The sequence below is a fragment of the Catalinimonas alkaloidigena genome, assembly GCF_900100765.1.
Classification (GTDB): domain Bacteria; phylum Bacteroidota; class Bacteroidia; order Cytophagales; family Flexibacteraceae; genus Mooreia; species Mooreia alkaloidigena.
In genome coordinates, this window is record NZ_FNFO01000003.1 from 150,378 (window position 1) to 168,781 (window position 18,404).

Annotated in this window: 13 protein-coding genes; 4 read left to right on the top strand and 9 right to left on the bottom strand. The window is 58.2% G+C overall.

Translation table 11 applies throughout. The features are described 5' to 3' along the window. Positions 1 to 3 precede the first annotated feature (3 nt). The 3 genes from secA to BLR44_RS07790 all read right to left on the bottom strand — a co-directional run bounded on the left by secA (position 4) and on the right by BLR44_RS07790 (position 6,085). On the bottom strand, positions 4 to 3,408 hold the full coding sequence (secA, locus tag BLR44_RS07780) for a preprotein translocase subunit SecA (RefSeq protein ID WP_089681030.1): 3,405 nt from the start codon (positions 3,406 to 3,408) through the stop codon (positions 4 to 6). Between the two features lie 210 nt (positions 3,409 to 3,618). Next, the gene (gene dapF, locus BLR44_RS07785) at positions 3,619 to 4,398 is read right to left on the bottom strand and encodes a diaminopimelate epimerase (protein ID WP_089681032.1); all 780 of its coding nucleotides are present in this window, start codon (positions 4,396 to 4,398) and stop codon (positions 3,619 to 3,621) included. A gap of 304 nt (positions 4,399 to 4,702) precedes the next feature. Continuing rightward, a complete protein-coding gene (locus tag BLR44_RS07790; protein ID WP_089681034.1) occupies positions 4,703 to 6,085 on the bottom strand; it encodes an NAD(P)/FAD-dependent oxidoreductase in 1,383 nt (460 codons plus the stop codon). 244 nt (positions 6,086 to 6,329) lie between these two features. Between BLR44_RS07790 and BLR44_RS07795 the strand changes: the two genes are divergently transcribed. The 4 genes from BLR44_RS07795 to BLR44_RS07810 all read left to right on the top strand — a co-directional run bounded on the left by BLR44_RS07795 (position 6,330) and on the right by BLR44_RS07810 (position 11,398). After that, a complete protein-coding gene (locus BLR44_RS07795) occupies positions 6,330 to 7,028 on the top strand; it encodes a phosphatase PAP2 family protein (RefSeq protein WP_218127034.1) in 699 nt (232 codons plus the stop codon). Between the two features lie 294 nt (positions 7,029 to 7,322). Next, positions 7,323 to 9,950 carry a PAS domain-containing sensor histidine kinase gene (locus tag BLR44_RS07800; RefSeq protein ID WP_089681036.1) on the top strand — a complete coding sequence of 876 codons (2,628 nt, stop codon included), beginning with the start codon at positions 7,323 to 7,325 and terminating at the stop codon, positions 9,948 to 9,950. After that, entirely contained in the window at positions 9,919 to 10,314 is a 396-nt protein-coding gene (locus tag BLR44_RS07805; RefSeq protein WP_089681038.1) for a response regulator, read from the top strand. Before BLR44_RS07800 ends, BLR44_RS07805 begins: the two co-directional genes overlap by 32 nt. A 100-nt stretch (positions 10,315 to 10,414) precedes the next feature. Then, positions 10,415 to 11,398: an NAD-dependent epimerase/dehydratase family protein gene (locus tag BLR44_RS07810; protein ID WP_089681040.1), complete on the top strand. Its 984-nt coding sequence runs from the start codon at positions 10,415 to 10,417 to the stop codon at positions 11,396 to 11,398. 18 nt (positions 11,399 to 11,416) lie between these two features. Here BLR44_RS07810 and BLR44_RS07815 read toward each other — a convergent pair whose 3' ends face one another. The 6 genes from BLR44_RS07815 to BLR44_RS07840 all read right to left on the bottom strand — a co-directional run bounded on the left by BLR44_RS07815 (position 11,417) and on the right by BLR44_RS07840 (position 18,395). Beyond that, entirely contained in the window at positions 11,417 to 12,928 is a 1,512-nt protein-coding gene (locus BLR44_RS07815) for a serine hydrolase (protein WP_089681043.1), read from the bottom strand. 82 nt (positions 12,929 to 13,010) lie between these two features. After that, a complete protein-coding gene (locus BLR44_RS07820; RefSeq protein WP_089681045.1) occupies positions 13,011 to 13,385 on the bottom strand; it encodes a DoxX family protein in 375 nt (124 codons plus the stop codon). Positions 13,386 to 13,388: 3 nt separating this feature from the next. Next, a complete protein-coding gene (locus tag BLR44_RS07825; RefSeq protein ID WP_089681047.1) occupies positions 13,389 to 14,738 on the bottom strand; it encodes an amidohydrolase in 1,350 nt (449 codons plus the stop codon). 88 nt (positions 14,739 to 14,826) lie between these two features. Then, positions 14,827 to 15,942, bottom strand: coding sequence for an ATP-grasp domain-containing protein (locus BLR44_RS07830; RefSeq protein WP_089681049.1), 1,116 nt, complete (start codon positions 15,940 to 15,942; stop codon positions 14,827 to 14,829). A gap of 434 nt (positions 15,943 to 16,376) precedes the next feature. Further along, complete coding sequence (locus BLR44_RS07835; protein WP_089681050.1) at positions 16,377 to 17,084, bottom strand: SDR family oxidoreductase; 708 nt, start codon at positions 17,082 to 17,084, stop codon at positions 16,377 to 16,379. Between the two features lie 33 nt (positions 17,085 to 17,117). Then, positions 17,118 to 18,395, bottom strand: coding sequence for a DUF389 domain-containing protein (locus BLR44_RS07840; protein WP_089681052.1), 1,278 nt, complete (start codon positions 18,393 to 18,395; stop codon positions 17,118 to 17,120). Positions 18,396 to 18,404 lie beyond the last annotated feature (9 nt).

Below are 18,404 nucleotides of genomic sequence, written 5' to 3' on the forward strand. Positions count from 1 at the left end.
GAATCAGGCTTCGATCAGCACGCACCGGTTTTGCATCAGGTCCTGCTCTACCGTCTTGAACTTCACGTCTTTTTTCACCCGTCCGTCTGCGTAGCGTACCGATACGCGCTGGTTGCGGTCCGCTACCTTTTTGGCTTTGGCCGGTGCCTGAGGCGCCGCCGAAGGTCGATTGGTGCTCACTTGCGGCCGCGCGCCCATTGGGGCGGGTGCGCCGTTGCTCGGCGCAGGGGCCGCAGCCGGCTCCGTCCGGTTGGTGTGCAGCGGCGCAGCGGGGCGCGGCGGGCGCATTGCAGGACGAGGCATGGGCATCTGATCGGGCCGGTCGATGGCGATATCGGCCTTGGTCAGGAACGAGATTACTTCTTCGTCGAGTTTGCTGATAAACCGTTTGAACAACTCCAGCGCCTCAAATTTGTAGATCAAGAGCGGGTCTTTCTGCTCGTATGAGGCGTTCTGCACCGACTGCTTCAGGTCGTCCATCTCGCGCAGGTGCTCTTTCCAGCTCATGTCGATGAAGGCCAGCGCCACAAATTTTTCCATCGACCGGATCATCTCTTTTCCTTCCGACTCAATGGTTTTCTTCAGCGGCACCACGACCTGCAACTGCTTTTTGCCATCGGTAAACGGAATACCGACATTTTCCACCACACTGCCTTGCTCTTCGTACAGACGCGAAAGCCCGCCCATCACGCGCTCGGTCAGCCCCTGTTGTTTGCGACGGTACCCAGCGTAGGCCTCTTCGTAAAGCCGCTCGGTCAGGGCGTTCAGCGACAGCGAATCGAATTCGTCTTGCGTCAGGCTCGTGTTGATCCCGAACACGCGGATTATGTTGAGTGTCAGGTCTTCGAAGTCGTTGCTCTGCTTCGCGTACATGGCAATGTCTTCGCTGATGTCGTAGATCGCGTTCATCAGGTCGAGTTCCAGGCGCTCGCCGAACAGCGCGTGCCGACGCCGGGTGTAAATCACCTCACGCTGGGCGTTCATCACGTCGTCGTATTCCAGCAGGCGTTTCCGGATCGAGAAGTTGTTTTCTTCGACTTTTTTCTGCGCTCGCTCAATCGACTTGGAGACCATCGAGTGTTGAATCACTTCGCCTTCTTCCAACCCCATGCGGTCCATCAGCTTGGCAATCCGGTCGGTTCCGAAAATCCGCATCAGGTTGTCGTCCAGGGCCACAAAGAACTGCGACGTACCGGGATCCCCCTGACGACCTGAACGGCCGCGCAACTGCCGGTCGACGCGCCGCGACTCGTGCCGCTCAGTACCGATGATGGCCAACCCACCCGCAGCGCGCGATTCCGGCGTCAGCTTGATGTCCGTACCACGACCCGCCATGTTGGTGGCGATGGTGACGGTGCCCGGTTTCCCGGCCTCGGCCACGACTTCTGCTTCGCGCTGGTGGAACTTGGCGTTCAGCACCTGGTGGTTGATTTTGCGGACGCGCAGCATGCGGCTGAGCAACTCGGAAGTTTCGACCGAAGTGGTGCCCACCAGCACGGGTCGCCCGGCTTCCGTCAGGGTGACGATTTCGTCGACAACCGCGTTGAATTTCTCCCGCGTCGTTTTGTACACTTTGTCGTCTCGGTCGTCGCGGACGATGGGTTTATTGGTCGGGATGACCACCACATCCAGCTTGTAGATCTCCCAGAATTCGCCGGCTTCCGTTTCGGCCGTACCGGTCATCCCGGCCAGCTTGTGGTACATCCGGAAGTAGTTCTGGAGCGTAATCGTCGCGTAGGTCTGGGTGGCGTCTTCGACTTTCACCCCTTCTTTCGCTTCGATGGCCTGGTGCAACCCGTCGGAATACCGACGACCTTCCATAATCCGGCCCGTCTGCTCGTCGACGATCTTCACCTTGCCGTCCATGATAACGTACTCGACGTCGCGCTCGAACAGGGCGTAGGCTTTCAGCAATTGGTTGACGGAGTGAATCCGCTGCGTTTTTTCGGTGTAGCTCTGAATCAGCTTTTCTTTCGCCTCCAGCTTTTCTTCGTCCGAATACTCGGTATGCTTTTCGATCTTGGCGATCTCGGTTCCGATGTCGGGCAGAATAAAGAAGTCGGTGCTTTCGTTGGCTTTGGTCAGGTGCTCAATGCCTTTCTCGGTCAGGTCGACGGTGTTGTTTTTCTCCTCGATGGTGAACAGCAGCGGCTGGTCGGCCTCCGGCATCTGCTTGGCGTTGTCCTGCAAATAGAAGTTCTCCGTTTTCTGGAGGATCTGCCGCATACCCTGTTCGCTCAGGAACTTGATCAGCGGCTTGTATTTGGGCAACCCGCGGTAGGCGCGGAACAACGCCAGCCCCCCCTCTTTCTCGTCGCCTTCCGAGATTTTTTTGCGGGCCTCGACCAGGAAACTTCCCACGAGCTTTTTCTGCTCTTCGAACAGGGTGCCGACGCGGGGCCGCAGAATTTCGAACTCCTGCTGGTCACCGCGCGGAATGGGACCTGAGATGATCAACGGCGTCCGTGCGTCATCGATCAACACGGAGTCGACCTCATCGACCATGGCAAAGTGGTGCTTCTTCTGCACCAGTTCCTGCGGATCGCGCGCCATGTTGTCGCGCAGGTAGTCGAAACCGAATTCGTTATTGGTGCCGTAGATGATGTCGCAGGTGTAAGCACGGCGACGTTGCGGCGAGTTGGGTTGGTGCTTGTCGATGCAATCGACCCGCAGGCCGTGGAACTCGAACAGCGGGCCCATCCACTCGGAGTCACGTTTGGCGAGGTAGTCGTTGACCGTCACGATGTGGACACCGCGCTTGGCGAGGGCATTCAGAAAAGCGGGGAACGTTGCCACGAGGGTTTTTCCTTCCCCGGTCGCCATCTCCGCGATTTTCCCCTGGTGCAGCACGACGCCCCCGATGATCTGTACGTCGTAGTGAACCATGTCCCAGACCACCTCGCTACCGCCGGCCATCCAACGGTTTTTCCAGACGGCGTATCCGTCTTCGATGCGGATGCTGTCGGGCCGGCGGGCGGCCAACTCCTGGTCCAGTTCCGTGGCTTTGACGCGAATTTCTTCGTTTTCTTTAAAGCGCCGAGCCGTTTCTTTGATGATGGCAAACGCCTCGGGCAACACGGTCAGCAGAACCTTTTCCAGCTCTGTGTTACGGCTCTCTTCGAGCTTATCGATCTTTTCGAACAGCGTTTCCTTTTCGGCAATGTCCAGGTCCGGATTTTCGTCGATCTCCTGGTGAAGCGCCTGAATTTCGTTGTCGATTTCCTGAAGATGCGCGTCAATTTTGGCTTTGATCTGGTAGGTCTGGTCGCGTAGTTCGTCGTGGCTGAGCGACACGAGTTTCTGATGTGCCTCGTTGACCTGCTCTACGTAGGGATACAGCTCTTTAATGTCGCGTTCCGACTTGGAGCCAAAAATTTTGGTTAACCCCTTAACTATTGCGTCAATCATATATGTGGCTGGGCTAGTGAAAGTCTCAAAAATAGGAAAGTAAAGGTACGCTCTTTTTATCGAAAATATCGCGGGAGCGGCAAGGTGTCGCTCCAGAGCGGGGCGCGGTCAGGCAAATCCTCCCGAAATGCGGTGGCCGTACGTGCAACAAAATATAACGTCAATTTTTACAGAGAATGTTCGACGAAACCGCCAAACGGTCAGAAAAATTTAGAGCTGTTTCAGGTCTACTTCGCCGGTAAATACGGTTTGGGCCGGACCAATCAGTTGGATGTTCTGGAAGTGGTTGCTCCCGTCGATCTGCTCGAAGGCCACCCGCAGGTTACCCCCTCTGGTCGAAATGCGCACCGGACTCGGCAAGCCGGACGAGAGGGCCACGGCCGTAACGCCCGTGCCGCACGAAAGGGTTTCGTCCTCGACGCCCCGCTCGTAAGTGCGCACCTGCACGGCCCCGTCGGGTGCACGCTCCACAAAGTTGACGTTGGTCCCGCCGCCGGGCGCAAACCGCTCGTCGTAGCGAATCGCTTTGCCCTCGCCGACTACATCGTAGGCCGCCAAATTGTCCACCCACTTGACGTAATGGGGCGAGCCCGTATCCAGAAAGACGTGATCGGCAGCGCGATCGATGCCCTCTACCGCTTGCATGTGCAGGTAGACCAACCCCTCGCGGATTTCGGCTTCGTGCGGCCCGTCGGCGGCCAGAAAACGGGTTTTCGTACCGATGATGCCCAGCGCATGGGCAAACGCTACTGTACAGCGCCCCCCGTTGCCGCACATGGTTCCCACGCCACCATCGGCGTTGTGGTACACCATCTCAAAATCGTATTCCGGGTGGTTGCGAACCAGGATGAGGCCGTCGGCCCCGATGCCAAAATGGCGATTGCACAGGCGCGCAATCATGGCTTGCGAAAGTTTCACCGACTGGTTCCGGTCGTCGACCATGATAAAGTCGTTACCGGTGCCGTGGTATTTATGAAAGCGAAGGAGCATAAGAACAACGGAAGATTTCCCGACAAAGGTCTTTAAAATCTTCCGTTGTTTGTCACCAACCGTGCCAAGTTACCGGACTGTGTCACCTTGACAGGCAAGCGTGTGCAAAACGGTGAGGTATTAGTACAGCATCCGCAATGGCGCAGTGGCATCGCGACCCAAAGCGAACGGCGACGAGTTGCGGCACCTGTTGCGTGACGCCATTGGAAAGGGATGGTAACGTATTTGTTGATTTCTCAGGCAAAACGCCGCCCTTCCAAACGACACATCACCACGTCGCTATTACGCCACACCACTACAAGATTTAATAATCCGCCTGCGTGGGTTCTTCTTCAGGGTTTTCCTGCGGCAAAAAGGCCGGGTTTTTCTCTGAGGGACGGATGATGAGCCGCGTGCTGCGGTCGTAGGTGAAGTAATTATAGATCCAGTTGGTCAGGGTGATGAGCTTGTTGCGGAAGCCCACCAGGAAGATCAGGTGCACGCCCATCCAGGCCATCCAGGCCGGGAAACCGCCGATGTGGATGTCGCCGGGCAGGTCGGCTACGGCACGGTTCCGCCCGATGGTCGCCATCGATCCTTTGTCGAAGTAGCTGAACGGCGTCATGGGCCGCCCCGTCACCATGCGGTTCAGGTTTTTCGCCAGGTGCTCGCCCTGTTGGATGGCCACCGGCGCCAGTTGCGGATGCCCCTTCGGGAATTTTTCCGTCTGCATCAGCGCGATGTCGCCAATCGCGTAAATGTTGCCGTAGCCCTTCACGCGGCTGAACTGATCCACTTTCAGCCGATTTCCTTTTTCGATGGCTTCTTTCGGCAGCCCGTCCACCAGGTTGCCGGTAACGCCCGCCGCCCAGATAACGGTTTTGGCCGGAATTTCCGTCTCGTCGCTCAGTTTCACCACGTCGCCGTCGTAGGCGCTCACCAGCTTTTCGAGCATCACGTGGACGTCCAGTTCCTTGAGGTAGTCCAGCGCCAGTCGGCCGGCTTTGTCGGACATGCCGTTCAGCAGCCGGGGCAGGCCTTCCACCAGGTAAATGTTCATGCTGCTGAAGTCCAGCTCGTCGTAGTCGTTGGGCAGCACGTGGGTTTTCAGTTCGCTCAGCGCACCGGCCAGTTCCACGCCCGTCGGCCCACCGCCCACAATCACGAAGTTCAGGAGGCGCTGCCGCTCTTCCGGCTCAGCCATGGTGGCTTTTTCCAGACACTGCAGCATGTGGCTGCGGAAGTTCAACGCCTGCGGAATCTGCTTCAGCGGAAAGGCTTTTTTCAGTTCCTCGTCTTTTCCAAAGTAGTTGACTTTGGTGCCGTTGGCGATCACCAGCAGATCGTACTCCAGTTCGCCCAGCGACGTCTCGATTTTATTTTCCTCCGGTACCACCCGGTACACCGTTCCCCAGCGGAAGAAAAAGTCTTTGCTCGGCTCGAACAGCTTGCGCAGCGGGCCGGCAATGGAGTCGGCCTCCAACCCGGCCGTTGCTACCTGATACAACAGCGGCTGGAAGGTGTGGTAGTTGTGCCGGTCGAACAGGACGATCTGAAAACGGTGCTGATAAAGTTCTTTCAGCAGGTGAATGCCTCCGAAACCACCGCCAATCACCACGAGGCGTGGCTTGCGGGAACGAGGAATGTTGAGGCCATTGGCAATGTCGGGTGTGTCGGCGTGCGGAGCGGTTCCGTTGCTACTTTCCATAAAACGGACAATTAGAATTGATCAGAAAAGGGTGGATTACTTGCATTTCCATGCACATAAGGAGGCAGGTTGCGTTACGGGTGTCTGCCACGCGCAGGGCGGGCGGCGGTTCCCCGGTGTTGTAACGCAAGACTTCGACGGGCTGTTCTTCTTAACCCCATCTTTTTCACGATTCCGCACCACGAAGAAAAGGAGGCCCGTTTCGCCGCGGCTGATCTAAATTGTGGCCTTCTCCGTAAGCAGCATGAAAACCCTTTTCATGCTCGTTCCGATTCGCACACGTTTTCTGCCCTGGCTCAAGACCTACTGGGTTCGGTTGTTGGTTCTGTTCTTAGGTGTGGCCCTGCCGCTTTACCTCTTTAGCGAACTGGCCGAGGAAGTGCTGGAACAGGAAGCGTTCTGGTTCGACGACCCGCTGCTGCTGTTTCTGCACCGGCACGCGACGCCCGCCCTGGATCAGTTCATGACCCTCATTTCGATGCTTGGCACCACTTACGGACTGATTCCGGCCGCCATTCTGATCGGCGTGCGGCTGACCTGGAAACGGCGCTGGGGCGATCTGTGGTTCTGGACGCTGGCGTTAGGCGGCTCCGGCCTGCTGAACGTGGCGGCCAAGCATACTTTCCGGCGGCCCCGCCCGGCGCTCTGGGAACCGTTGCACCACAATGCCACCTACAGCTTCCCGAGCGGACATACGATGGCGGCCATGTCGTTTGCGGCGGCGGTGATTGTGCTGCTCTGGCCCACCCGCTGGCGCTGGCCCGCTCTCTTTTTCGGGCTAGGCTTTGCGGTGCTGGTGGCGCTGTCGCGGCTCTACCTGGGCGTTCATTTTCCGTCGGATATTCTGGCGGGCTGGGCGGCTTCGCTGGCGTGGGTCATCGGGCTGAGCGTGGTCCTCTACCGCCACCTGACCAAGCCCACCCCGCGCGCCGAACCGGTGTAGCTCCGCTACTGATCCAATATGCTTTACCGTTCCGGAATGGAAGGACTGGGCCAAGGTCCGGCCTCAAGCCGCGACTGGTTCAGTGGCTACCCTGTGTTGTTTCGACACAGGAGTCAGGCGCGGCTCGCCTCGCTCTAACCCCCTGAATTTCAAGGCCCTTTCTGTAATAAAAAGCGGCAATCTTCATTTTTTTGTGCTACGCGATTTGGATACTTTTAACAAGAACGCCTACGTCCGTTTACCACCCCGATTTACCCTGGACTCACGCCTTAGTTTAGTACCACTCCCTGTTGTATGAACGATTTTACCCCGGTTGATTTTGAAGATGCTTTCGTGGGCACCTGGCATTGGAATATACCGGACAATACTGTCTCTGTAAGTCCCGCACTCGCTTCCCAACTGGGATATGCTTCCGACGAACTGACGCAAACGCCAGATGTATGGAATGCCCTCTTTCTACCCGAATACGCTGCTGAAATTTCTTCGCAACATTATGCACTCTCAGAGGCATTGCAGCCACTTTCGTACCGGGAAGATGTAAGGTGCAGACACAAAAGCGGCGCAATCGTCTGGGTGACGCACACGGCGCAGATCACAGCGCGCGACGCGCAAGGGCGACCGACCCAACTGGCGGGCCGCCACGTAGACATCACGCGTTATAAAGAGGCGCAGCTGGAAAACCAGATGTACCGCTCCATTTTGGCGGGCAATCAGGTAGGCGTCTGGGAAGCCGACTTAGTGAATGGCCGTATGGTCTTCGACGAGCAGTGGGCGGCACAACTGGGCTACACCAGCGAAGAGCTACGGCCGTTTACGCGCGACAACTGGCTGGCCCTGGTCCATCCGGACGACGCGCCCTATGCACAGCAGGCCTTGGCGGCCCACCTGGCGGGCACACAAAGCCGCTACGAGTGCGAAGTCCGCATGCAACACAAAAACGGGCAGTGGGTATGGATGCTGGACAAAGGCACGCTGACCCAGTGGTCGGCAAGCGGAACACCACTGCAAATGCAGGGATGTCGCCACACCGTAACGGAGCGCAAGCAGTACCAAGCGCAGATCGAGCACTACCGCGAATTGCTGCAGAAAGTTAACCAGGTAGCCCAGATCGGCACCTGGGAGGTTGATCTGGCCAAAAACGAGCCTGTCTGGAGCCAGGTCACCAAAGAAATTCACGAGGTAGACGAAAACTTCCAGCCCGACCTGAGCACCGCGCTGGCTTTCTATCCCGCAGGCGTGCATCGCGAAACGATTACCCGGGCCGTTCATCAGGCCATTCAAGAAGGGCAGGGCTACGACCTGGAATTGCAGATCCTCACCGCCCGCAACAAACTGAAGTGGGTACGCGCCATCGGCATTCCGGAATTCGACCAGAACCAGTGCACCCGCCTCTACGGCATTTTTCAGGACATCGACGCCCAGAAAACCACCGAACTCAAGATTCGCGACAGCCTGCGACGCAACCAGATTTTCGTCGAACAGTGCCCCGGGGCCATCGCCATGTTCGATACCCAGATGCGCTACCTGGCCGCCTCGCAACAATGGATCGAAGAGTATGCGTTGCAGGGCCGCCAGATCATCGGCGTATCGCACTACACGATCTTTCCGGAAATCGGCGACGACTGGAAGCAGATCCATCAGGAATGTTTGCAGGGCCACATCAACCAGCGCGACGAGGTCTGTTTTCCGCGCATGAACGACACCACGCAGTGGATCAACTGGGACGTGCGTCCCTGGTACATTTCCGAAGAAGAAATCGGAGGACTGGTGATGTATACGTCCGATGTGACCGAACGGAAAGAAGCGGCAATTCGCCTGGCCCGAAGCGAGGAACAGTTCCGCCAGACGTTCGACCACGCCGCCATCGGCATGGCGCTGGTGTCTACCAAAGGCGCCTGGCTCCGGGTGAACCGGCAGGTGTGCGAGCTGCTGGGCTACACCGAGAAAGAACTGATGCAGAAAACGTTTCAGGACGTTACGCATCCGGACGATCTCGAAATCGACCTGTTGTACGTGCAGCAGCTGCTGAATCGGCAAATCAACACGTACCGGATGGAGAAACGCTATTTTCACAAAAGCGGCAGCACGGTCTGGGTAAACCTGGCCGTATCGCTGGTGCGCGACGAGCGCGGCAGGCCCCTGCACTTCGTGTCGCAGATCGAGGACATCACCGAGCGCAAAATCGCATTTCAAAAGCTGGAAGAGACGCTCGTGCTGGTCAAGGAACAAAATGACCGGCTGATGAATTTCGCCCACATCGTCTCGCACAACCTGCGCTCGCACGGCGGCAACCTGGAGATGATGCTGACCTTTTTCAGCACCGAAACCGACGAAGACGAGAAAGCCTTGCTACTGCAAAACATCAATAACATTTCGGCTTCGCTTTCGGAAACCATTACCCACCTCACCCAGGTGGTGCAGATTCAGACGCGGGCACACGAACAGAAAGAAGAACTGGGTCTGCGGCGCTTTCTCGACAAAACCATCAGCACGCTCAGCGCCGATTTGCGCCGCACGGAAGGCGTCGTGACCAACGAAGTTCCTGACGAGGCCAGGGTGTTGTTCAATGCGGCGTACCTGGACAGTGTGCTGCTCAACTTTCTGAGCAACGCGCTGAAGTACCGCCATCCGCAGCGCACGCCGCAGATTACCCTTAGCATGGACGAACAGGAACGGTACCGCGTGCTGTCCATTCGCGACAACGGCATGGGCATAGACCTGGAGCGCCACGGGGCCAAGCTTTTTGGACTTTACAAAACGTTTCACGAGCATGCCGACGCCCGCGGCGTAGGGCTTTTTATCACCAAAAACCAAATTGAAGCGATGGGCGGAAAAGTAGCCGTGGAGAGCACGCCCGGTGTAGGCACCACCTTCAAGATTTACTTCTGTTATGAAAAAGATACAGCTTGCCTGCATCATTGACGACGATCCTGTTTATGTGTACGGCATCAAAAAGCTGATGAAACTGGTCGACTTTTGCGAAAACATGCTGGTTTTCAAAAACGGTGCAGAGGCCCTCAAGTACCTGACACCCGTCATCCAACAAAACGACACGCTGCCCGACATCATTCTGCTGGACATCAACATGCCCATTATGGACGGATGGCAGTTTCTGGACGAGTTCATTCAGATCAAACCCAAATCCAGAAAAATCACGATCTACATGGTCTCGTCTTCGGTCGATCCGGATGAAGTCGCCAAAGCGCAACGCTACTCCGAAGTGTCGGATTATGTCGTAAAACCTGTGCAGGAAGACAGCCTGCGGGCCATTCTGGAAAGTGTCTGAAGAGGCCAGGCGGTCGAGTGGGACGGGGCAGGTAGGCGTACAAAAAGTTTTACCTTTGGCACGCGGAGGCAAGTGCCTCTTGAGGAAGTAAACTAGCCCCATGAAAATTCTGATTACAGGCAGTGCCGGCCATTTGGGAGAGGCGCTCGTCCGTACGTTGCAACGGCAGGGCCACGAGGTAGTCGGGACGGATGTGTTGCCCTCGGCAACCACACACCGCGTAGGGTCGATCACCGACCGCGACCACGTCCGACGGTGCATGCAGGGGGTCGAGGCCGTGGTCCACACCGCCACGCTGCACAAGCCCCACGTGGCGACCCACAGTCGGCAGGCGTTTGTCGACACCAACATCACCGGGACGCTGCATTTGCTCGAAGAGGCGGCGGAGGCGAAGGTCCGTGCGTTCGTGTTCACCAGCACCACCAGTGTGTTCGGCGATGCCATGGCGCCGAACGCCGAAGCGCCCACCCCGTGGATTACGGAAGAGGTCGTGCCCATCCCGAAAAACATTTATGGCGTGACGAAAGTCGCCGCCGAAGACCTGTGCCAGCTCTTTCACCGTAACCAGCACTTGCCCTGCCTGATTCTGAGAACGTCACGGTTCTTTGCGGAAGAAGACGACCACCGCGACCTGCGCGAGGCCTACGCGGACGCCAACATCAAAACCAACGAATTTCTGTACCGCCGGGTCGATCTGGAAGATGTGGTAAGCGCGCATCTGTTGGCAATCGAAAAAGTACCGGCGCTGGGTTTCGGGCGGTACATCATCAGTGCCACCACGCCCTTTACGCCCGACGATCTGCCGGCGCTGCGCACCGACGCGCCCACCGTGGTCCGACGCCGGGTGCCCGCTTACGAGGCGGTCTACGCGCGGCTGGGCTGGCGCATGTTTCCGCACCTCGACCGGGTATACGTCAATACCAAGGCCCGCATGGAACTTGGCTGGCAACCGCACCACGACTTCGATACGGTGCTGAAACGGCTCGAAAACGGACAGGGACCACTCAGTTCGCTGGCAAACCAGATCGGCGCCAAAGGTTACCACAGCACCAAGTTTTCTGACGGACCTTATCCGGTCTGCTAATCGACCGTAGGCTGTCTTCTAACGCGTGCCACCCGCGTTTCCGGTGGGTAGGCGGTGGTAGCGCACCTCGTCCATCTCCAGTTGCACCACCCGGCCTTTTTCGTCCATCAGAAACCGGAGCTGCGAAGGCCATTGTCCGTACCACGGGTCCTGATTCACCGCCCGAAACGTGTCGTAATGCACGTGTTGCAGGTCGTACGACCGTTCGCCACGCTGCATCTGCAATGCTCCGCCCACCAGCGTCACGGTGAGGGTTCCGTACAGGCTGTCGACGTAAGTGCCCGCATAGGCCTCCGCCGCAAGGGAGGGCACATCGTGCGGTACGCGGGGCAAAACGGCTAATGCTTCCTGGTGCTCTTTCGCCGCTTCGGCCTGGTAGTAGGCCAGCGCTTCGCCGCTCCAGTCGATGCCCTGCGTCCCCAGGTACCGGTCGAAAATTTCGTACATGAGTGGAATCCGCAACTCTGCCTGGTCTTTGTTCAGGAACATGGCAAAGCCGAGGTTTTCTTCCGGCAACATGCCCACCAATGCACTTGCGCCACGCAACGAACCCGTATGGAACACGAGCAGATGCCCGCGGTAATCTTGCAGAAACCACCCGAGGCCGTAGGCGTAGAAATGAATCCCCGCCCGGCGGATGGCCGGGTTGCTCGACTGGCCGATCAGGGTGTGAGGCGTAAACAGCTGTGCGTATGCACCGGGCGTCAGCAGGCGCGTCCCGTCGTGCCGCGTGCTGTCCAGCAAAGCGATGACCCAGCGGGCCATGTCGTGGATGTTGGAGCGCAGGGCCCCGGCAGCGCTTACGCCGGGATTGTACGGATAGGCCAGCACCCGCAGGGTGTCGTGAATGGGGCCGTGCGCTGCCGCAACGTTCGGTTTGCCTTTCACCTCCAAGCCGTTGGTCAGGGTTTCTGCCATGCCGAGCGGCGTCAGGATGCGTTGTTGTACGTACGTTTCCCATGGCTGCCCGGTCACCGCCTCGATCACCTTCCCCGCCACAATGAACATGTCGTTGTTGTACTGGTAGTGCGAACGCAAACTGGAGTGCTGCGGAGCAAACTGCAGCCGTCGGACGTAGTCGTCGCTCAGGTCCAGGCTGTCGTACACCCACAGGTTGGTCGGCTCCACCCCCGTGCGGTGGGACAGTAGGTCGCGCACCATCAACGCACGCGTCACGTACGGATCGGCCACCCGAAAGCCGGGCAGGTAGCGAATCACCGGCGCGTCCAGGTCTACTTTTCCTTCGTCGGAAAGCATCAGGAGGGCGGTTGCTACAAAGGCTTTGGTCGTAGAGGCGTTGGAGAAAAGCGTATGAGCATCGACGGGCTCCCGGGTGTCGAGGTTGCGCACCCCGAATCCCTGGGCATACACCACCTTTCCGTCCTTGACGATGGTCAGCGCCATGCCCGGAATCTCCCATGCCTGCCGGGCTTCGTCGACGTACCGGTCCAGTCCCTTGAGCGGATTTTTCTGGGCAAAGAGCCCGGTGGGGATGCATGCAATTAAGAAGAGCCAAATAGAATAACGCACAGCAGATAAAGGGTTAGAAGCGGAACAACGGTGGGTTGGGTAGAGGTGGCGTAACAATGCAGGGTTGGAAAGGGCGCGATGGTCAGGTTCGCCTCGGTCGGGTGTATGCGTAGGCCCACGCGATCAGCACGCCCTGTAGCGGCAGCCGCAGCCAGAGCGCCCAAACCGGAACGTTGGGAAAAAGCGCGGCATGTTGCGCCATGTACACGTTGGCAGGAAATACGGCGATCAGCAGCAGAATTAGGGCCCAGGCCGCCCACCGACGAGACGCGGGCAGTACCACACCGACACCCAGCACCACTTCGAACACACCGCTGAGGTACACCAGAAACCGGTGCCACGGCAGATACGGCGGCATGATGTTCAGGTAAAGGGCGGGTTGCAGAAAGTGGTTCAGCCCCGCCCCCACAAACAGCACGCCCAACGTGTAGCAGAGCACCTTGCCGGCAACAGACATGACCTAGCGTTTCGGACCCGTGTGGGCGACCGGTTTACTCAAATAGCCTACCGCCACGTTCACCAGGGCGCGGACGCCGGTTTTCAGGCCACTCTCGTCAATGTAAAAATCGGGGGTATGGTGCGGAGCGGCGTCTTCTTTCGCTACCTCCTTCGGCTTGCCGCCAACGTTAAAAAAGAAGCCCGGCACTTCCTGCGCAAAAAAGGAAAAATCTTCAGCGCCGGTCACCGGATCGGTTAGCACCAGATTCTCTTTCCCGGCGGCGGCCTCTAGGTACGGGAGCATCGCCTCAGTCAGCGTCGGATCGTTGTACGTCACCGGATAAGCCGTCGTCACCGAAATTTCTACTTCGGCCGTAGCGCCCATGCTCTCGGCCACGTGGGTCGCCACCGTACGGATGCGTTCGTGCAACTGCGTCCGCACGTCCGGGTCGAGCGCCCGGATGGTGCCCAGCATTTCTACCTCGCTGGGAATGATGTTGGCGCGCACCCCGCCGTGAATGCTTCCGACGGTGATGACGGCGGCACTCTTGGTTAGTTCCACATTCCGGCTGACGATGGATTGCAACGCGTTGACGATTTGCGCGGACGTGACGATCGGGTCCACTCCGCCCCACGGATACCCCCCGTGTGTCTGTTTGCCTTTGACCCGAATGCGAAAGTCGTCGGCGCTGGCCATAAACCCGGCCGGCCGGTAGCGGATCTTGCCGGCGTCGGTAATGGAGTTGATATGCAGCCCGAACACGGCTTCCACGTCGGGATTTTTCAGAGCACCTTCTTTTACCATCAGTTCCGCACCGCCTTTTTCGCCCTCGGGTGGTCCTTCTTCAGCGGGTTGAAACAGAAACACTACCGTTCCCGGCAATTCGTTTTTCATCCCGGCCAGCACTTCGGCCGCGCCCATCATCATCGCCACGTGGGTATCGTGTCCGCAGGCGTGCATCACCCCGACCTGCTGCCCGTTGTACTCGGTCGTGACTTTCGAGGCAAACGGCAGATCGACCCGCTCGGTCACCGGCAGCGCATCCATGTCGGCACGCAGGGCAATGACCGGCCCGGGTTTGCCGCCTTTCAGCACCCCGACTACGCCGGTATGCGCCACGCCGGTCTGCACTTCTATCCCGAGCGATTTCAAGTGGGCCGCCACCTTTTCGGCGGTTTTAAATTCGCGGTTGCCCAGTTCGGGATGTTCGTGAAAATCGCGTCGCCACGCGATGACCTTCGCTTCGAGGGCGTCGCAGCGGGCGTTGAGTTTCGCGGCCGAGGGGACTTTCTGAGCAATGGCCGGGCGGGGAATGGCCGACAGACCGAAGGCACACAAACCTCCGGTAACGAGTAGATGTCGTAGCTTCATGGGCAGGGAGTCAAAACCGGAAAATAACGGTTTCCTCCGATTCCCGGGAGCGGCTTTGGTGTAATTGCGCAGAAAAAGAGCGCCCCGGCTACAGGGCTTCATTACAGGCGACCGCTTCTTCAGCGATTTTCGGACGCACAGGGCACCGTTCCGCCATACCTGCCAGCGAAAGGTAGTGCCACAACATCATCTCGAAAATCTCGGTTGCCGCCTCGTGGTGGTGCGTCAGCTCGGGATGCTGCCACTCGTAAGGACGAATGATCACCGGAAACGGATTGGGTTCCCACACCACCAGTTGCTCCTGCGCATCGAAGGCATAATCGAACGCAACGAAATCGAACTTCAATCGTTTGCGGAGCCGGTTGAACAGCGCATGGTGCGGGTTTGCAGTGCGCAGCAACGTCCGTTCCTCATCCAGGAAGCGTTTTTGCATGACGCGGTCTTCGCTGTGGGCCATCCATTTGGGCGTAATCACCAGGGAGCGCATCTTCCCCTCGTTCCCCATCATCACGTACCGGTACTTGCGGTAATACCCCTCGGCGTCAGTGGTATCGATGTATTCCAGCGCCACCGGATAGGGCAGTTGCGACCACGTGATGGTATGGTAGTCGTCTGCGGATTGCACCAAATGGACCGCGCCTCCGTGCCCGACATCGTTCCGCACAATAAAGGGCAAGCCTAGCGCCGTGGCCACTTCTTCGAACGACGTTTCCGGCGAAATATGTAGGCTGTGCGCCGTACGGACGCCTTCGTTGCGGATGATGTTCAGCGCCCGCGACTTGATGCTATTGGAGAGCATGCGCACGGAATTAACGACAGGTACGCCCAGCTTACCGTAGGTTTCTTCCAGGGCCACCACTTTGTTGTACAGGGGCAGCCAACGCTCGCGCACCGGATCTTGCAACCAGGGAATAAACAAGGCCGCGCCGGGCAAGGGAGCCAGGTTTCGATCATGAGTCGTGGTATGCCTGAACAGGCGCGCCTGTTCGGGATAAGTTTCCTGGAGCCACGTGAAGAACGACCAGTTGCGTTTGCGTTCGTGGTCGCGCAGTACGTGAATGTGCGGCGTGGCTTTGCCCGTAAAACGGAGGTTTTCTACGTGGCGCACTACACTGTGGGCAAACCAATGCGTGGAGCGAAGCGAGTGGCGCAGCGAAGCAGGAACTGCGGCTTTGAGTTGAGCGGGAGTTATGGTTTTTTTCATGAGATAAGGGTAAGCGTTCGCTAACAGCCAAGGCTGGGCGCTACCGGTAGAGCGAGGACTAACCGTACTGTCTATGAAAGAAGCGCATGCTTACTGCCGCTGGCGGAGCGTTAACCAGGAGCGGAAAGACATGGCTGAACGTACACTGGCCTGTTGGTTTGCCAGTACAATGCGGTTTAGCGCTCGTATGCCCAGAAAGCTGTTCGTCAGACGCCGAGTGGAATGGTGCTTAGAGGCGTCTTCGTTTGCGATTGCCGATGTGGCACGTCTCTCGTGCAGAGACTAATCGAAGGCCAAGATAATAGCTCTTTCGGTTTTTCGCCACATTATCCGATTATTTCTTCGATAAATAGTGCATCAAACGAACATGCCCTACGGCAGGCAGGGCGCACCGTAGGGCATGTTCGTTGGTTACCACAGAAGGTAAGTGGCTTTTACTCACGGGGATTGGTGGCCCAGACGGTGGTTTCTGTCACGAACCCACGGTCGTCGAGTTCCAGTAAGCTGGCGATGGCGTGGGCGATGTCTTCGGCGTGGAGCTTCGTCGGATTTTCGGGGGCACGGTCGCGTCCCGACCGTTCGCGGAACTCCGTCAGCACCTCGCTGGGGTTGACCTGCATCACCCGAATGTTGTGGGGGCGCAGTTCGGCACGCCAGCATTCGGTCATGCCGCCGAGGGCAAATTTGCTGGACGCGTAGGCCGTCCCCCCCGCAAAACCGCGTGACCCGGCAGTAGACGAAATGTTGATGATGTTGCCGTACTTTTCCTGCACAAAGTGGCGCGCCGAAGCCTGAGCCACCAGCATGGCACCCAGCACGTTGGTTTCCCACACGCGCCGGAAATCGGCCGGATCGAGCTCGGTGAGCGGGGCAAAAAGGCCGAAGCCCGCATTGTTGATCAACACGTTGTAACCGCCCAGTTGGGTCACAGCCGCCTGCACCAGTTCGGTCACCTGTGCTTCGTTGCTGACGTCGGCCGGCAGGGCTACGGCCCCCAGTTCGTCGGCAGCGGCCTGGAGTTTCTGCGGGTCGCGTCCGCAGATGGCGACTTTCGCCCCTTTGCGGAGGAGCAGTTGGGCGGTGGCTTTGCCGATGCCGGAACTGCCCCCGGTGATGAGTACTTTGGCTTGAGAAAGATTCATAGCTTGAATGCGTTATCAGTGATTGATGGATGATTAGCGGGGGGCTTCGCCGGGATAGTCGAGCAACGTGATGTTGAACATAGGATCGGCGTTCCACCCCTGGGCCTTGATGGCCTCATAAAGTCGTTGCTCAATTTGTTGCTTGAGCTGCGCGTCGGTCAGCAACGCATCGCGCCGGTACAGGTACAGTTCGCAAATGACCGGATTCAGGTCGGGCAACGTTCCTCGGGTAAAACGGGCGTTGACCTCAATGGTTTCCAGCTGGTCCAGTTTGCTCAGTTCCGTCCGCATCACTTCCGTAATCTGCGTGTCCAGGCTGGCCTTCTGCAAATTGGGTTGTTGCGAAAACTGCCAGAACATAAACCCGGCAATGACCAGCACGGCCACCGACATCGACAGCGGAAATACGTAGGATTTCCCGTCGGCAAAGCGCACGCCCCTGGTGGTGACATGTCCCATGAGCCGGAACATCAGCGCCGCCGACAGCTGGATGCCCGCCAGTTGCAGAATCAGCAGGAAAATACCACTCCGAATCAGTTGCCAGTTGCCGAAGTTGAGCGCCATGCCGATCAGGCCCGTGGGCGGAGCCAGCGAAGCGGCTACCAGCATGCCGACGGCCGCGCCCGACACCAGACTGTCGCGTTCCGACTGGATCAGGTTCGCGCCACCGGCCACCCCGGCGATCAGCGGCAACAGCAGCGTTACCTGCGAGATCTGACTCACACTCACCATCATCGGCGTCGCGTGCTGTTGTCCGACCAGGAGAGACAGGAGAAACGAGACGGCGATGCCCGTCCCGATGGCGACAAAATACCGGAGCAGACTTTGTTGCAACAGCTGCATTTTGCCCGCGGCCGAAGCCAGGGCGGCATTCATGGCCGGGCCCGCAAACGGCGCAATCAGCATGGCCGCCACCAGCAGGTAGCTCGTACCGGTGTAGAGGCCGATCCAGACCAGCACCGCTCCGGCGATGGAATAGACCAGAAGGCCTGTCCAGGAACCGACGCTCTGCAACCCGCCTAAAAAGATTTCGATAGGGCTGCGGTACGTGACGTCCACAACCTGTTCCGGCGTTTGTTCGGCCGGTGGATACATGGTGATGACCCCGCGAGGCACCAGCGTAATTTCGGCAGATTCCAGGTGGCTGATGGCTTCGATGAAGCGACTCACCGCCTCGTTATTAAGGTGCACGGTGACCTGCTCGCCTGCCTCTGTGGGCTGCAACGTCAGGTTTTTGCCGTGGTGTTGTGCGGCGATTTGCTTGACTTCGTGTCCTTTGCCTTTGGGTACTTTGATGGTTAATGCGCGCATGCTTCCGAA

Bases quoted from the DNA above. Each gene is read 5' to 3' on its own strand.
- secA (WP_089681030.1), bottom strand. From the start codon at position 3,408: ATGATTGACGCAATAGTTAAGGGGTTAACCAAAATTTTTGGCTCCAAG.
- dapF (WP_089681032.1), bottom strand. From the start codon at position 4,398: ATGCTCCTTCGCTTTCATAAATACCACGGCACCGGTAACGACTTTATC.
- BLR44_RS07790 (WP_089681034.1), bottom strand. From the start codon at position 6,085: ATGGAAAGTAGCAACGGAACCGCTCCGCACGCCGACACACCCGACATT.
- BLR44_RS07795 (WP_218127034.1), top strand. From the start codon at position 6,330: ATGAAAACCCTTTTCATGCTCGTTCCGATTCGCACACGTTTTCTGCCC.
- BLR44_RS07800 (WP_089681036.1), top strand. From the start codon at position 7,323: ATGAACGATTTTACCCCGGTTGATTTTGAAGATGCTTTCGTGGGCACC.
- BLR44_RS07805 (WP_089681038.1), top strand. From the start codon at position 9,919: ATGAAAAAGATACAGCTTGCCTGCATCATTGACGACGATCCTGTTTAT.
- BLR44_RS07810 (WP_089681040.1), top strand. From the start codon at position 10,415: ATGAAAATTCTGATTACAGGCAGTGCCGGCCATTTGGGAGAGGCGCTC.
- BLR44_RS07820 (WP_089681045.1), bottom strand. From the start codon at position 13,385: ATGTCTGTTGCCGGCAAGGTGCTCTGCTACACGTTGGGCGTGCTGTTT.
- BLR44_RS07825 (WP_089681047.1), bottom strand. From the start codon at position 14,738: ATGAAGCTACGACATCTACTCGTTACCGGAGGTTTGTGTGCCTTCGGT.
- BLR44_RS07830 (WP_089681049.1), bottom strand. From the start codon at position 15,942: ATGAAAAAAACCATAACTCCCGCTCAACTCAAAGCCGCAGTTCCTGCT.
- BLR44_RS07835 (WP_089681050.1), bottom strand. From the start codon at position 17,084: ATGAATCTTTCTCAAGCCAAAGTACTCATCACCGGGGGCAGTTCCGGC.
- BLR44_RS07840 (WP_089681052.1), bottom strand. From the start codon at position 18,395: ATGCGCGCATTAACCATCAAAGTACCCAAAGGCAAAGGACACGAAGTC.